The organism is Paraburkholderia sp. MM6662-R1 (assembly GCF_050436245.1).
In the GTDB taxonomy this organism is placed as follows: Bacteria; Pseudomonadota; Gammaproteobacteria; order Burkholderiales; family Burkholderiaceae; genus Paraburkholderia; species Paraburkholderia tuberum.
On record NZ_JBNDLV010000001.1, the window covers coordinates 2,729,654 to 2,744,097 of the forward strand.

The window sequence follows — 14,444 nt, forward strand, 5'->3', positions numbered from 1 at the left end:
GCGCCCGTCACTCGCCTGAGGGTGGCAGAGCTCCTTGCGGCGCTGTGATTCCGTTAAAGCCGATCCCAGGTCCGAGTATGAAATCGTCGCTGGCGTGTGTCGGCAGCGTTTCGCGCGCGACGTCGAGCCACGCGCGCGCCGCGTGCGACAGATAGCCGTTGCGGCGCCAGCCGATCGCCATCTCCCACGGGATCTCCGGTTTGACGACCGGGCGGCAGGTGAACTGCGCGGGATCGAGCCGCCGGCAATAGGGCGCGGGCAGCAGCGCGATGCCGACGCCGGCTAGCACCAGCGCCGCCATGAAGTCCCAATGCGCGCTGCGCCCGACGATCGCGGGCGCAAATCCCGCCGCGCGACACGCGTTCAACACGACGTCGTTCAGCGCGAGGCTTTCGCCGTAAAACACGAACGGCTCATCGGCGAGTTGCGCGAGCGGCACCTCGTTCAACGCATCCCAGCGCGAGCCGGCGCGCGCGACGAGCCACAACAGCTCGTGCGACATCGGCAGCACGTCGATGTTGTCGGGGTCGACCGGCTGCAGCACACCGCCCAGTTCCAGTTCACCGTTGATCAGCGCGGCTTCGATCGCGCGCGAGCCCTGCTCGAACAGCTTCAGCTCGATCTTCGGATAGCGCTGGCGGAACGCGGCGATTGCGGGGGTGAAGAGCGCACCGCCCATCGGCGGAATGCCGATTGCCAGTTCACCGCGCCCGAGCGTGTCGAGATCGTTCAGCTCGGCCTGCAGTTGCGCGTGCGCGGCGAGCACGTCCTGGCCGCGCTGATAGACGATCCGGCCCACGTCGGTGAGAACCATCTGGCGGCCGTCGCGCAGCAGCAGCGGCGAGCCGATTTCGTCTTCCAGCGACTTGACCATCTTGCTGATGGTCGGCTGCGTGACGAACATCTGCTCAGCGGCGACGGTGAAGCTTTGCTGACGGACCACTTCGACGAAATAGCGCAGCGCGCGGAGTTCCATGAGGGGGGTCTCCAGAATTCCAGTTCGGAATGGTTTCGATGATTGTAAGTCATTTTATTTATGGCGCGGCGGACCCCATACTAAGTGCCTTCCACGCCAGCCAGGGGATGTCATGTCCGCGCCAGTTTTCACCCGTTCCGCCCGTCCCGCCGGTGGCGGCTCAAGTGGGGACGCGGGTGGCTTCGGCCGTGTCGCACGCATCGCCGTGCAAAGCGCCGCGATCGCGGCGCTGTGGATTGGCGCCGATTTCATCGTGCGGCGGCTGCATCTGCCGGTGCCGGGCGGCGTGGTCGGCCTCGTCGTGCTGCTCGCGCTGCTGTTCTGTGGCGGTATCGCGCCGCGCTGGGTCAAGGCCGGCGCGGACTGGCTGCTGTCCGACATGCTGCTGTTCTTCATTCCGGCGGCAGTCGCCGCCGTGCAATACGGCGGCCTGTTCCGCGCGGACGGCTGGCGCCTCGCGCTGGTGGTGATCGCCGGCACGCTGATGGTGATGGTCGCGGTGGCGTTCGCTGTCGATCAGGCCGCGCGCGTCGAACGGCGTTTCGCGCTGCGCCGCGTGCGGGTTGCGCGTAAGGCAGGCAGTCTGTCGCGCGAGCGCCGATGAACCCGCTCCCGTTCGCTTCGCTGTTGGCCGACGACGCCTCGCGCCTGATCGCGGCCGGCTGCCTCGTGCTGACGATCGCGCTGTACTTCGCGTCGAAGGCGCTGTATGCGCGCGTGCGCTCGCCGTGGCTCACGCCGATGCTGACGGTGCCGGCCGCGCTCGTCGCGCTCGTCGTACTCGCGCACATTCCGTATTCGCTTTACTTCGAGGACACGCGCTGGCTGATGTGGCTGCTCGGCCCCGCGACGGTCGCGTTCGCCGTGCCGATCTACGAGTACCGCGCACTGTTGAAGCGCCACTGGATCTCGCTGTCCGTCGGCGTGACGGTGGGCATTCTGGTCGGCGTCGGCGGCTCGCTGATGCTCGCGAAGCTGCTGCACCTGTCGCCGGACTTGCAGCGCAGCCTGATGACGCGTTCGGTGTCGACGCCATTCGCGCTCGCGGTGTCCGACAGGATTCACGCGCCGAAGGACCTGACCGCGCTGTTCGTGATCGCGACCGGCGTCTGCGGCATGCTGTTCGGCGAAATCGTGCTCGCGTTCGTGCCGCTGCGTACGCGGCTCGCGCGCGGCGCGCTGTTCGGCGCGGCCGCGCACGGCGTCGGCACCGCGAAGGCACGCGAGCTCGGCAGCGAGGAGGGCGTAGTGTCCAGCCTGACGATGATGATCGCCGGTCTCGCCATGGTGCTGCTCGCGCCGATGCTGGGGCTGCTGCCGATCTGAACCAGCGCGCTGCCGCACCATCCGGCACGCGCCGAAGTCATCTCGATTTGCTACAATCGCCGTTCGTCTTCGAGGAGCGTTGCGACGGGTACCGCGAATCCGCATTCGCCGGCCGCCCGCCAGGCTCGAAGGCTTCAATTGGCAGCATGGAACGCGCTTGCGCGATTCCGAACGCTGCCTCAAACCGCGCTCACGTCACATTTCTAGTCAATTTCTTAGAAAGGAGGGCGTGATGAACGCCGCAGTCATCGATTCCCAGAAGCAGGATTACGTTGTCGCCGACATGTCGCTCGCCGCTTGGGGCCGCAAGGAACTCACGATCGCCGAGACCGAAATGCCCGGCCTCATGCAGACCCGTGATGAGTACAAGGCGCAGCAGCCGCTGAAGGGCGCGCGCGTCGCCGGCTCGCTGCACATGACGATCCAGACCGGCGTGCTGATCGAGACGCTGACCGCGCTCGGCGCGGACGTACGCTGGGCCTCGTGCAACATCTTCTCGACTCAGGACCATGCCGCCGCCGCGATCGCGCAGGCCGGCACGCCGGTGTTCGCGTTCAAGGGCGAATCGCTCGATGAATACTGGGAGTTCTCGCACCGCATTTTCGAATGGCCGAACGGCGAGTTCGCCAACATGATCCTCGACGACGGCGGCGACGCGACGCTGCTGCTGATCCTTGGTTCGAAGGCCGAGAAAGACCGCTCGGTGATCGCCAGGCCGACCAACGAAGAAGAAGTCGCGCTGTACAAGTCGATCGCCGCGCACCTCGAGATCGACCCGACGTGGTACTCGAAGCGCCTCGCGGCAATCAAGGGCGTCACCGAAGAAACCACCACCGGCGTGCACCGTCTGTACCAGATGGAGAAGGAAGGCCGCCTGCCGTTCCCGGCCATCAATGTCAACGACTCGGTCACGAAGTCGAAGTTCGACAACCTGTATGGCTGCCGCGAGTCGCTCGTCGACGGCATCAAGCGCGCGACCGACGTGATGATCGCGGGCAAGATCGCGGTCGTGGCCGGTTACGGCGACGTGGGCAAGGGCTGCGCGCAATCGCTGCGCGGTCTGGGCGCGACTGTGTGGGTCACCGAAATCGATCCGATCTGCGCGCTGCAAGCGGCGATGGAAGGCTACCGCGTCGTGACGATGGAATACGCGGCCGACAAGGCCGACATCTTCGTGACCGCGACCGGCAACTACCACGTGATCAACCACGATCACATGAAGGCGATGCGTCATAACGCGATCGTCTGCAACATCGGCCACTTCGACTCGGAAATCGACGTCGCGTCGACCCGTCAGTACCAGTGGGAAAACATCAAGCCGCAAGTCGACCACATCATTTTCCCGGACGGCAAGCGCGTGATCCTGCTGGCCGAAGGCCGCCTCGTGAACCTCGGCTGCGCGACGGGTCACCCGTCGTTCGTGATGTCGAACTCGTTCACGAACCAGACGCTCGCGCAGATCGAACTGTTCACGCAGGGCGCGAAGTACGAAAACAAGGTGTACGTGCTGCCGAAGCATCTCGACGAGAAGGTCGCGCGTCTGCATCTGGCGCGCATCGGCGCGAACCTGACCGTGCTGTCCGACGCGCAGGCCGGCTACATCGGCGTCGACAGGAACGGTCCGTTCAAGCCGAACCACTACCGCTATTAAGCACGCGGCCGTCCGCGGCTCGATGCGCGCGTTCGCGCGCCCGGCCACGCGGGCGGCGGTAAAAGCTTGACGGTCCGATCCCGGGGCGGCGCGCAATGCGCCGCTTTGTTCGCCAGCGCGGCTTTTCGTTTGCTGGACATCTTCTCCGCACAGGTGCTTACAAGGAGTTCTACATGACCGTGCTGCTGACCTGGCTCATCAACGCGCTCGCGCTGCTGATCATCACCTACATCGTTCCGTCGATCCATATCCGTAGTTTTGGTACCGCGCTGATCATCGCGATCGTGCTCGGCCTCATCAATACGCTGCTGCGGCCGCTGCTGATCCTGCTGACGCTGCCCGTCACGATCCTCACGCTCGGCCTCTTCATTCTGGTCGTCAATGCGCTGTGCTTCTGGCTGTGCGCGTCGCTGCTGAAGGGCTTCGAGGTGTCGGGCTTCTGGTCGGCGTTCTTCGGCTCGATCCTGTACAGCATCGTGTCGTGGCTACTGTCCGCGCTCATTTTCGGCAACCGCAGTCTCGGTTGACCTTTTTGACTATGAATCCGATCGAACTCTCATTCGAATTCTTCCCGCCGAAAACGCAGGAAGGCATCGACAAACTGCGCGCGACGCGCGCGGAACTCGTGTCGCTCAAACCGAAGTTCGTGTCCGTCACGTTCGGCGCCGGCGGCTCGACCCAGCAAGGCACGCTCGATACCGTCGTCGACATGGCGAAGGAAGGGCTCGAGGCGGCGCCGCATCTGTCGTGCATCGGCTCGTCGAAGGACAGCCTGCGTGCGATCCTCAACGAGTACCGCGCGTACGGCATCCGCCATATCGTCGCGCTGCGCGGCGATCTGCCCTCGGGCATGGGCGCGGTCGGCGAGCTGCGCTATGCATCGGAGCTCGTCAGCTTCATCCGTGCCGAGTTCGGCGACTGGTTCTGGATCGAGGTGGCGGGTTATCCGGAATACCATCCGCAGTCGCGCTCGCCGCGTCACGATCTCGAAAACTTCGCGCGCAAGGTGAAAGCCGGCGCGAACTCGGCGATCACGCAGTACTTCTTCAACGCGGACGCGTACTTCCGTTTCGTCGACGATGCGCGCCAGCTCGGGGTCGACGTGCCGATCGTGCCCGGCATCATGCCGATCACGAACTTCTCGCAGCTGATGCGCTTCTCCGAAATGTGCGGCGCCGAAGTGCCGCGCTGGATCGCGCGCCGGCTAGAGAGCTTCGGCGACGACCGCGAGTCGATCCGCGCGTTCGGGCTCGACGTGGTGACGGCTCTGTGTCAACGGCTCGTCGATGCGAAGGTGCCCGGTCTGCACTTCTATACGCTGAACGCGGCCGCGTCGACCAAGGCGATCTGCGAACGGCTCGCCGTGTAACTGCGATGCCCGCGCGGCCGCAACGGCCGCGCGGTCCCCGCCAGTCTGGCATGGGTCGCAAATTTGTCCCAAATAGCGTGGTAAGTCCCTGTTGAAGCTCATTTTTGGGCTGTCTATCATCGAAACGCAGCCAACCCGGCTGCTGTGCGGAGGACGATATGACAGTGACAAGAAAGACTGCGACACACCGGCGGTTCGCGCTTCACCAGTTCTGCCTGCCGGCTCTCGCCGCGCTCGCGGTCGCCACGAGCGGCCTCGCGCCCGCCGCGTCGCAGGCGGCCACGCTGCCCGACAAGACGCTGGTGTTCTGCTCCGAAGGCAGCCCGGCGGGTTTCGATACCGCGCAATACACGACCAGCGTCGAATTCAGCGCCGGCTCGTACACGGTCTATAACCGGCTCGTCGAATTTGCGCACGGCAGCACGGACATCGAGCCAGGACTCGCCGAAAAGTGGGACGTGTCGCCCGACGGCCTCACCTATACGTTCCATCTGCGCCACGGCGTCAAATTCCAGACCACGTCGTACTTCAAGCCGACCCGCGAATTCAACGCGGACGACGTCGTGTTCACCTACGAACGCATGCTCGATCCCGAGAACCCGTTCCGCAAGGCGTATCCAGTCAATTTCCCGTATTTCAACGACCTCGGTCTCGCGAAGAACATCGCCAAAATCGAGAAGGTCGATCCGTACACGGTGCGCTTCACGCTGAAGGAAGTCGACGCGCCGTTCCTGCAGCAGATCGCGATGCCGTTCGCGTCGATCCTGTCGGCTGAATACACCGATCAGCTGCTCAAGGCCGGCAAGGCGTCCGACATCAACCAGTACCCGGTCGGCACCGGTCCGTTCATCTTCCGCAGCTATACGAAGGACGACACGATCCGCTTCGACGGCAATCCCGACTACTGGAAGCCGGGCGTCGCGAAGCTCGGCAAGCTGATCTTCGCGATCACGGTCGATCCGGCCGTGCGCCTGCAAAAGCTGAAGCGCGGCGAATGCCAGGTGATGTCGTATCCGCGCCCGGCCGACATCCCCACCGTGAAGGCCGATGCGTCGCTCGCGATGCCAAGCGAAGTGGGCTTCAACCTCGGCTATATCGCGTACAACACGACCAAAAAGCCGCTCGACAACGTGCTCGTGCGCCGCGCGCTCGACATGTCGGTCAACAAGAAGGCGATCATCGAAGCGGTCTACCAGGGCGCGGGCCAGCTCGCGACGAACCCGATGCCGCCGACGCAATGGGGTTACGACAAGAACCTGAAGGACGCGCCCTACGACGTCGACAAAGCGAAAGCGCTGCTGAAGCAGGCGGGCTACCCCGACGGCTTCGAGCTGACGCTGTGGGCGATGCCGGTACAGCGCCCGTATAACCCGAACGCGCGCCTGATGGCCGAAATGCTGCAGGCGGACTGGGCGAAGATCGGCGTCAAGGTGAATATCGTCACGTACGAATGGGGCGAGTACATTCGCCGCGCGCACGCCGGCGAGCATCAGGCGATGCTGATCGGCTGGACGGGTGACTACGGCGACCCTGACAACTGGCTCGGCGTGTTGCTCGGCTGCGACGCGGTCAACGGCAGCAACTTCTCGAAGTGGTGCTACAAGCCTTACGACGATCTGATCAAGCAGGGCCGCAGCACCACCAACATGGCCGATCGCACCAAGGCCTATACGCAGGCGCAGGAGATCTTCAAGGACCAGGTGCCGTTCACACCGATCGCGCATTCGACCGTCTATCAGCCGATCAGCAAGAACGTGACGGGCTTCAAGATCGATCCGTTCGGGCCGACGCAATTCCTGGGGGTTGGGGTGAAATAAGCGGGCGCGGCGCGCTTTTTTGCGCCGCATTCGTCGCCGGGCGGCTCGAATGAGCCCGCCCGGCCCGTGACAAAACCGTGGCAAAACGTTTGCACGAAGTGTTTCCTGTCGTCAACAGAGGGATTTTGCTCCGCTTGGTAGCCGGCCCAAGCTCAAGTAATATCCCGCTACGCCGGCGCAAGCCGGCCCTGAACCTGGAGGAAACATGAAGCAAAACAATCTGTTGCGCGTCGCGCGTAGGTCCACGCTCGTCGCTGCCGCAGCGGCATCCCTGCTTGGCGTCACGAGCGCGCAGGCCGCTGGGATCCCGAACAAAACCCTCGTTTACTGCTCGGAAGGCAGTCCCGCGGGTTTCGATCCGGCCCAATACACGACGGGCGTCGACTTCACGGCCAACACGTTCACCGTCTATAACCGCCTCGTCGAGTTCGAACGCGGCGGCACCAAGGTCGAGCCCGGCCTCGCGGAGAAGTGGGACGTGTCGCCCGATGGCAAGACCTACACGTTCCATCTGCGTCATGGCGTGAAGTTCCAGACCACCTCGTTCTTCAAGCCGACGCGCGAATTCAACGCGGACGACGTGGTCTTCTCGTTCCAGCGCATGCTCGACCCGAACCAGCCGTTCCGCAAGGCGTATCCGGTGCAGTTCCCGTACTTCACCGACATGGGCCTCGACAAGCTGATCACGAGCGTCGAGAAAGTCGACCCGTACACGGTCAAGTTCACGCTGAAGGAAGTCAACGCGCCGTTCATCCAGAATCTGGCGATGGAATACGCGTCGATCCTGTCGGCTGAATATGCGGATCAGCTGCTCAAGGCAGGCAAGGCCGCCGACATCAATCAGTACCCGGTCGGCACCGGTCCGTTCATCTTCCGCAGCTACACGAAGGACGCGACGATCCGCTTCGACGGCAATCCCGACTACTGGAAGCCGGGCGCGGTGAAGATCTCGAAGCTGATCTTCTCGATCACGCCGGACGCCGGCGTGCGCGTGCAGAAGATCAAGCGCGACGAATGCCAGGTGATGAGCTATCCGCGCCCGGCCGACATCGCGCCGCTGAAGGCCGAGCCGAACATCGACATGCCGTCGCAACCGGGCTTCAACCTGGGCTACCTCGCGTACAACGTGACGCACAAGCCGGTCGACAAGCTCGAAGTGCGTCAGGCGCTCGACATGGCGATCAACAAGAAGGCGATCATCGAGTCGGTCTACCAGGGCGCGGGCCAGTTGGCCACGAACCCGATGCCGCCGACGCAATGGTCGTACGTCAAGAACCTGCCGGCCGCCTCGTACGATCCGGCCAAGGCGAAGGATCTGCTCGCGAAGGCGGGCTACCCGAACGGCTTCGAGATCACGCTGTGGGCGATGCCGGTGCAGCGCGCGTACAACCCGAACGCGCGTCTGATGGCGGAAATGATCCAGGCGGACTGGGCGAAGATCGGCGTGAAGGCGAAGATCGTCACGTACGAGTGGGGTGAGTACATCAAGCGCGCGCACGCGGGCGAAGACGACACGATGCTGATCGGCTGGACCGGCGACAACGGCGATCCGGACAACTGGCTCGGCACGCTGCTCGGCTGCGAGGCGATCAACGGCAACAACTTCTCGAAGTGGTGCTACAAGCCGTTCGACGATCTGATCCAGAAGGGCCGTACGACTTCGGACGTGGCGACGCGCACGAAGATCTACGGCGAAGCGCAATATATTTTCGCGCAGCAACTGCCGTTCTCGCCGATCGCGCACTCGACCGTCTATCAGCCGGTCAGCAAGAAGGTGGTCGACATGCGCATCGAACCGCTCGGCTACGCGCGCTTCGACGGCGTCAGCGTCAAGTAATCGTAAAGTTCGCGCAGTAGGCCGCAATACAGTACGCCGCAACACAGTACACTTTTCGCACGGTTAGAAAACTGGTCGAAATGGTCCGGCGACCGGGGTCACGAGCCCTCGTCGCCGGTTGCGTTTTTTCATCACCAGTACCATGGGAGCGAACCATGTTCCGCTTCGTTTTGCGCCGCATCGGCATGGTGATACCGACGTTTATCGGCATCACGATCCTCGCGTTCGCGCTGATTCACCTGATCCCGGGCGACCCCATCGAAGTGATGATGGGCGAGCGCGGCGTCGATCCGGCCATGCATGCGGCCGCGATGCACCGCCTCGGGCTCGACGAGCCCTTGCCAATGCAGTACTTCCACTACATCGTGCGCGCCGTGCACGGCGACCTCGGCACGTCGATCATCACCAACACGAGCGTGATGGGCGAATTCCTCGCGCGCTTTCCCGCCACCGTCGAACTGTCGTTCTGCGCGATGCTGTTCGCGCTGATCGTCGGCCTGCCGGCGGGCGTGTTCGCGGCGCTGAGGCGCGGCACGGTGGTCGATCACGGCGTGATGGGCACCGCCCTGACCGGCTACTCGATGCCGATCTTCTGGTGGGGCTTGATCCTCATCATGGTGTTCTCGGTCAAGCTCGGCTTGACGCCGGTGTCGGGCCGCATCGCGGTCGAATACGACATTCCGCACGTGACCGGCTTCATGCTGATCGACTCGCTGATGTCCACCGACGAAGGCGCGTTCAAATCCGCGCTCAGTCACCTGATCCTGCCCGCGATCGTGCTCGGCACGATTCCGCTCGCGGTCGTCGCGCGCATGACGCGCTCGTCGATGCTCGAAGTGCTGCGCGAGGACTACATCCGCACCGCGCGCGCGAAGGGGCTGTCGCCGGGACGCGTGATCGTCGTGCATGCGCTGCGCAATGCGCTGATTCCGGTCGTCACCGTGATCGGCCTGCAGGTCGGCACACTGCTTGCGGGCGCGGTGCTGACCGAAACGCTGTTTTCATGGCCGGGCATCGGCAAGTGGCTGATCGACGCGATCGGCCGGCGCGATTATCCGGTCGTGCAGGGCGGTATCCTGTTGATCGCCACGCTGGTGATCGTCGTGAACCTCGTCGTCGATCTGCTGTACGGCGTGCTCAACCCGCGCATTCGCCATACGAGGTAAATCACGATGGCTGACATTCAAAACACCGTCCCCCAAGCGGTTACCCCGCCGAGCGGCCGCGGCATCGCGGCACGCGAATTCTGGGCGAACTTCTCGCGCAACCGCGGTGCGGTCGGCGCGGGCATCATCGTGCTGGTGCTGGTCTTCATCGCGATCTTCGCGCCGCTGATCGCGCCACACAGCCCGATCGAGCAATACCGCGACACCGTGAAGATCCCGCCGGCGTGGCTCGACGGCGGCAACTGGAAGTTCATTCTCGGCACCGACGAAGCGGGCCGCGACATCCTTTCGCGTCTGATGTACGGCGCGCGGCTGTCGTTCTGGATCGGCTTCGTCTCGGTGGTCCTCGCGCTGATTCCGGGCGTCGTGCTCGGCCTCGTCGCCGCGTTCTTCGAGAAATGGGCCGACACGCCGATCATGCGCATCATGGACGTGCTGCTCGCGCTGCCGTCGCTGCTGCTCGCGGTCGCGGTGGTCGCGATCATCGGTCCGGGTCTCGTCAACACGATGCTCGCGATCGCGATCGTCGCGCTGCCGGGCTATGTGCGTCTGACGCGCGCGTCCGCCCAGGGCGAGTTGCAGAAGGAGTATGTGACCGCTTCACGCGTCGCGGGTGCGAGCACGTTGCGGCTGATGTTCTCGCAGGTGCTGCCGAACTGCACCGCGCCGCTGATCGTGCAGGCAACCCTTGGCTTTTCGTCGGCGATTCTCGATGCCGCCGCGCTCGGCTTCCTCGGCCTCGGCGTGCAGCCGCCGTCGGCGGAGTGGGGCGCGATGCTCGCGTCGGCGCGCGATTACATCGACAGCGCATGGTGGATCGTCACGATGCCCGGCCTGTCCATCCTGATCTCGGTGCTTGCGATCAACCTGCTCGGCGACGGGCTGCGTGACGCGCTCGACCCCAAACTGAAACGGATGGCCTGACCATGAGCAACTTACTGACCATCCGCAATCTCGCGGTCAACTTCGGTGGCCTGCCCGCGGTCGACCGCATCAATCTCGACGTCGCGCCGGGCGAAGTGGTCGGGGTGGTGGGCGAATCGGGCTCGGGCAAGAGCGTGACGATGATGGCGCTGATGGGCCTGATCGACGCGCCCGGCAAGGTCTCCGCCGACGAAATCACGTTCGACGGCAAGAACCTGCTGAAGGCCTCCGCGAGGGAACGCCGCAAGATCATCGGCAAGGACATCGCGATGGTGTTCCAGGACGCGCTGACGAGCCTGAACCCGAGCTACACGGTCGGCTATCAGATCAAGGAAGTGCTGAAGCTGCACGAGGGCCTGCGCGGCAGCGCGCTGGACAAACGCGCGCTCGAACTGCTCGATCAGGTCGGCATTCCGGACGCGAAGAACCGCATCGGCTCGTTTCCGCATCAGATGTCGGGCGGCATGAACCAGCGCGTGATGATCGCGATGGCGATCGCCTGCAACCCGAAGCTGCTGATCGCCGATGAGCCGACCACCGCGCTCGACGTGACGATCCAGGCGCAGATCATGGAATTGCTGATGCGCCTGCAGAAGGAACGCGGCATGGCGCTCGTGCTGATTTCGCACGATCTGGCCGTGGTGTCCGAGGTTGCGCAGCGCGTCGCCGTGATGTATGCGGGCGAGGTGATCGAGACGAACAAGGTGCCGGACATCTTCGCCGCGCCTCATCATCCGTACACGGAAGCGCTGTTGGCCGCGATTCCCGAGCACAACGTCGGCGCGGTGCGGCTCGCGGCGCTGCCGGGCATGGTGCCGGGCCGCGACGACCGGCCCAAGGGGTGCCTCTTCGCGCCGCGCTGCAAATACGTGGTCGACGACTGCATGAAGGCGCGCCCCGCGCTCGCGCCGCTGCCCGCGCACGCCGAGCTCACGCGCGTGCGCTGCATCAAGCCGCTGAACCTCGAGAAGGACGCCAACGTTCACACGCAAGGAGGCGCCCGATGAGCGCAGTACCCGAAACCCGTCGCCAGTCGGATCGTACTGGCGATCACGTGCTCGTCGCCGACCAGCTCGCGCGCTACTACACGGTCAAGCGCGGCATGTTCGCGCACGGCACGGTGAAGGCGCTGAACGGCGTGTCGTTCGCGCTCGAGCGCGGCAAGACGCTGGCGGTAGTCGGCGAGTCCGGCTGCGGCAAGTCGACGCTCGCGCGTCAGCTGACGATGATCGAAACGCCGAGCGCGGGCCGCCTGCTGATCGACGGCGAGGACGTGGCCGGCGCGAATCACGAGAAGATCGCGGCGCTCAGGCGCCGCGTGCAGATGGTGTTCCAGAATCCGTTTGCGTCGCTCAATCCGCGCAAGACTGTCGAGCAGACGCTCGGCGAACCGCTCGCGATCAACACGCAGATGAGCGCGACCGAGCGCGCCGAGCGCATCGCGCAGATGATGCGCACGGTCGGCCTGCGGCCCGAGCACGCGAAGCGCTATCCGCACATGTTCTCCGGCGGCCAGCGTCAGCGTGTCGCGATCGCGCGCGCGATGATCCTCGATCCGCAGATCGTGGTCGCCGACGAACCGGTCTCGGCGCTCGACGTCTCGATCCAGGCGCAGATCCTGAACCTGTTCATGGACCTGCAGGACGAGTTCAAGACGAGCTACGTGTTCATCTCTCACAACCTGTCGGTGGTCGAGCATATCGCCGACGACGTGATGGTCATGTACTTCGGCGGCGTCGCTGAACTCGGCGACAAGCAGCGCATCTTCTCGAAGCCGCGCCATCCGTACACGCGGGCGCTGATGTCGGCGACCCCGTCGATCTTCGAGGCCGACCGCACGATCAAGATCAAGCTGCAAGGCGAAATGCCGTCGCCGCTGAATCCGCCGTCGGGCTGCACGTTCCATCAGCGCTGTCCGTACGTGATCGACCGCTGCCGCAGCGAGGAGCCGAAGCTGCGAGAAGTGGATGGCCGCCTGGTCTCCTGTCACCGCGCTGAAGAGGTGGGGGACGTGGATGCCTGATGTGGTGGCGGCGCGTCGTCTTGCGCGCCGCTTGTGTGAGGGCGGCTGGATAGCCGCCTTCGCGCGGCGCCGCGGGGCGCGTGCGCTGGGAGGCGCCGCGCCCTGCGGCGCATTTGCTGGAAGGTTCGCCGGCAAGTTTTTTCGCACGTTTCTCTGCGCGTTTGTTCATGCGCTCGCGCGCGCCTTTTTCTCCGTATTTCTTCCCGCGTCGCTGTCCGCTTTATTTCGCGTAGGCTGCGCGCTGTCGGTCGGCGCGGCCGTACCCTGCATCGCTCACGCGGCCGGCGCGGCGGCCAAGGCGCCAGCCCAGGCGGCCCGTCCTGCCGTCACGGCGCCAAGCCCGCCACCGCCGTCAATTGCGCCGCCCCCGGTCCCCGGCACCACGGCGAGCGGCCCGGTGCGCCAGCAACCGGCGCGCATGCCGTTCTATGTCGCGACGCGCGGCAGTACGACGATCTACGTGCTCGGCACGCTGCACGTCGGCGATCCCGCCGACTATCCGGCGGGGCAGCCGTTCCGCGCGCCGATCCTCGCGGCGCTCGCCGCGTCGCCGACGCTCGCGCTCGAACTGTCGCCCGACGAGCTGCTGGTGTCGCAGGACGACGTGTCGAAGTACGGCGTATGCAAGCACGACTGCCTGCCGGGTCTGCTGCCCGAGCCGCTGTGGCACAAGCTCGCATTGCGGCTGCGCGGCAACCCGGCCGCGCTCGATGCGATCAAAAAGATGCGGCCGTGGCTCGCGTCGCTGGTGGTCGAGACCTACGACTCGCTGTCCGCGGGGCTGCAAACGGAATACGGCACCGAAGCGCAATTGCAGAACGTCTATCTGAAGACGCGCGGCAAGATCGTCGGACTCGAAACGCTCGCGCAACAGATGCGCGCGTTCACCGGACTGTCGGCCGCGCAGCAGCGGGAGATGCTCGCGCAGGATCTGGTGCAGACGCCCGCGCAGAACGTCGAGGACGTGCGCACGCTGCACCGGCTGTGGCGGGTCGGCGATGCCGATGCGATCGCCGCGTGGCAGGCTGCCAAATCGGAGAAGCTCGCGCGCGACCTGCGCGTCTCCAATTCGATCGACAACCGGATCGTCTACGAGCGCAATCGCCGCTTCGTCGCGAGAATGTTGCAGATCGCCGCGCCGAACAAGCCGCTGTTCGTCGCGATCGGCGCGCTGCATCTGGGTGGGCCGAAGGGCGTGCTGCAGTTGTTGCGGCAGCACGGCTTCGTGGTTGAGGCGGGTTGAGCCGGTTCGAGACTGCGGCCGTAGCGGCGGGATCGATCAGAAGGCAACTGCAGACCACCGTATAGCGCGATCGCCGTGCTGAGCCAGGCCATCGCGATCAGCGCCGTGAATC

At 64.8% G+C, this 14,444-nt stretch carries 13 protein-coding genes and 1 riboswitch; of the genes, 12 read left to right on the top strand and 1 reads right to left on the bottom strand.

Annotated features, from left to right (window positions below; genetic code table 11):
• Positions 1–7 precede the first annotated feature (7 nt).
• Entirely contained in the window at positions 8–976 is a 969-nt protein-coding gene (locus OKW39_RS12820) for a LysR substrate-binding domain-containing protein (RefSeq protein WP_429562811.1), read from the bottom strand.
• Positions 977–1,088: 112 nt separating this feature from the next.
• Between OKW39_RS12820 and OKW39_RS12825 the strand changes: the two genes are divergently transcribed.
• The 12 genes from OKW39_RS12825 to OKW39_RS12880 all read left to right on the top strand — a co-directional run bounded on the left by OKW39_RS12825 (position 1,089) and on the right by OKW39_RS12880 (position 14,332).
• Positions 1,089–1,580 carry a CidA/LrgA family protein gene (locus tag OKW39_RS12825; protein WP_429335446.1) on the top strand — a complete coding sequence of 164 codons (492 nt, stop codon included), beginning with the start codon at positions 1,089–1,091 and terminating at the stop codon, positions 1,578–1,580.
• Positions 1,577–2,302, top strand: a complete 726-nt coding sequence (locus tag OKW39_RS12830; RefSeq protein WP_429335445.1) for an LrgB family protein — start codon at positions 1,577–1,579, stop codon at positions 2,300–2,302. The genes OKW39_RS12825 and OKW39_RS12830 overlap by 4 nt, the downstream gene beginning before the upstream one ends.
• Before the next feature lie 65 nt (positions 2,303–2,367).
• Positions 2,368–2,501, top strand: a riboswitch (S-adenosyl-L-homocysteine riboswitch).
• Between the two features lie 33 nt (positions 2,502–2,534).
• Positions 2,535–3,953 (top strand): adenosylhomocysteinase, encoded by a 1,419-nt coding sequence (ahcY, locus tag OKW39_RS12835; protein WP_090802559.1) that lies wholly within the window; start codon positions 2,535–2,537, stop codon positions 3,951–3,953.
• A gap of 173 nt (positions 3,954–4,126) precedes the next feature.
• Entirely contained in the window at positions 4,127–4,480 is a 354-nt protein-coding gene (locus tag OKW39_RS12840; protein WP_429562812.1) for a phage holin family protein, read from the top strand.
• Between the two features lie 11 nt (positions 4,481–4,491).
• Positions 4,492–5,322, top strand: a complete 831-nt coding sequence (metF, locus tag OKW39_RS12845) for a methylenetetrahydrofolate reductase [NAD(P)H] (protein ID WP_176078847.1) — start codon at positions 4,492–4,494, stop codon at positions 5,320–5,322.
• A gap of 158 nt (positions 5,323–5,480) precedes the next feature.
• Positions 5,481–7,139, top strand: a complete 1,659-nt coding sequence (locus tag OKW39_RS12850) for an ABC transporter substrate-binding protein (RefSeq protein ID WP_090802561.1) — start codon at positions 5,481–5,483, stop codon at positions 7,137–7,139.
• A 205-nt stretch (positions 7,140–7,344) separates the two neighbouring features.
• Positions 7,345–8,976, top strand: coding sequence for an ABC transporter substrate-binding protein (locus tag OKW39_RS12855; protein WP_429335444.1), 1,632 nt, complete (start codon positions 7,345–7,347; stop codon positions 8,974–8,976).
• A 155-nt stretch (positions 8,977–9,131) separates the two neighbouring features.
• Positions 9,132–10,142, top strand: coding sequence for an ABC transporter permease subunit (locus OKW39_RS12860; RefSeq protein ID WP_090802564.1), 1,011 nt, complete (start codon positions 9,132–9,134; stop codon positions 10,140–10,142).
• Between the two features lie 6 nt (positions 10,143–10,148).
• Positions 10,149–11,066: an ABC transporter permease subunit gene (locus OKW39_RS12865; protein WP_429362761.1), complete on the top strand. Its 918-nt coding sequence runs from the start codon at positions 10,149–10,151 to the stop codon at positions 11,064–11,066.
• A gap of 2 nt (positions 11,067–11,068) precedes the next feature.
• Positions 11,069–12,073 (top strand): ABC transporter ATP-binding protein, encoded by a 1,005-nt coding sequence (locus tag OKW39_RS12870; RefSeq protein WP_184034804.1) that lies wholly within the window; start codon positions 11,069–11,071, stop codon positions 12,071–12,073.
• Positions 12,070–13,089, top strand: a complete 1,020-nt coding sequence (locus OKW39_RS12875; protein ID WP_184051871.1) for a peptide ABC transporter ATP-binding protein — start codon at positions 12,070–12,072, stop codon at positions 13,087–13,089. Before OKW39_RS12870 ends, OKW39_RS12875 begins: the two co-directional genes overlap by 4 nt.
• Positions 13,082–14,332, top strand: coding sequence for a TraB/GumN family protein (locus tag OKW39_RS12880; protein ID WP_429563491.1), 1,251 nt, complete (start codon positions 13,082–13,084; stop codon positions 14,330–14,332). Before OKW39_RS12875 ends, OKW39_RS12880 begins: the two co-directional genes overlap by 8 nt.
• The last annotated feature ends 112 nt before the right edge of the window (positions 14,333–14,444 follow it).

Coding starts and splice junctions, on each gene's coding strand:
- OKW39_RS12850 (WP_090802561.1), top strand. CDS start 5,481: ATGACAGTGACAAGAAAGACTGCGACACACCGGCGGTTCGCGCTTCAC.
- OKW39_RS12825 (WP_429335446.1), top strand. CDS start 1,089: ATGTCCGCGCCAGTTTTCACCCGTTCCGCCCGTCCCGCCGGTGGCGGC.
- OKW39_RS12820 (WP_429562811.1), bottom strand. CDS start 976: ATGGAACTCCGCGCGCTGCGCTATTTCGTCGAAGTGGTCCGTCAGCAA.
- OKW39_RS12865 (WP_429362761.1), top strand. CDS start 10,149: ATGGCTGACATTCAAAACACCGTCCCCCAAGCGGTTACCCCGCCGAGC.
- OKW39_RS12875 (WP_184051871.1), top strand. CDS start 12,070: ATGAGCGCAGTACCCGAAACCCGTCGCCAGTCGGATCGTACTGGCGAT.
- OKW39_RS12860 (WP_090802564.1), top strand. CDS start 9,132: ATGTTCCGCTTCGTTTTGCGCCGCATCGGCATGGTGATACCGACGTTT.
- OKW39_RS12840 (WP_429562812.1), top strand. CDS start 4,127: ATGACCGTGCTGCTGACCTGGCTCATCAACGCGCTCGCGCTGCTGATC.
- OKW39_RS12830 (WP_429335445.1), top strand. CDS start 1,577: ATGAACCCGCTCCCGTTCGCTTCGCTGTTGGCCGACGACGCCTCGCGC.
- ahcY (WP_090802559.1), top strand. CDS start 2,535: ATGAACGCCGCAGTCATCGATTCCCAGAAGCAGGATTACGTTGTCGCC.
- metF (WP_176078847.1), top strand. CDS start 4,492: ATGAATCCGATCGAACTCTCATTCGAATTCTTCCCGCCGAAAACGCAG.
- OKW39_RS12870 (WP_184034804.1), top strand. CDS start 11,069: ATGAGCAACTTACTGACCATCCGCAATCTCGCGGTCAACTTCGGTGGC.
- OKW39_RS12855 (WP_429335444.1), top strand. CDS start 7,345: ATGAAGCAAAACAATCTGTTGCGCGTCGCGCGTAGGTCCACGCTCGTC.
- OKW39_RS12880 (WP_429563491.1), top strand. CDS start 13,082: ATGCCTGATGTGGTGGCGGCGCGTCGTCTTGCGCGCCGCTTGTGTGAG.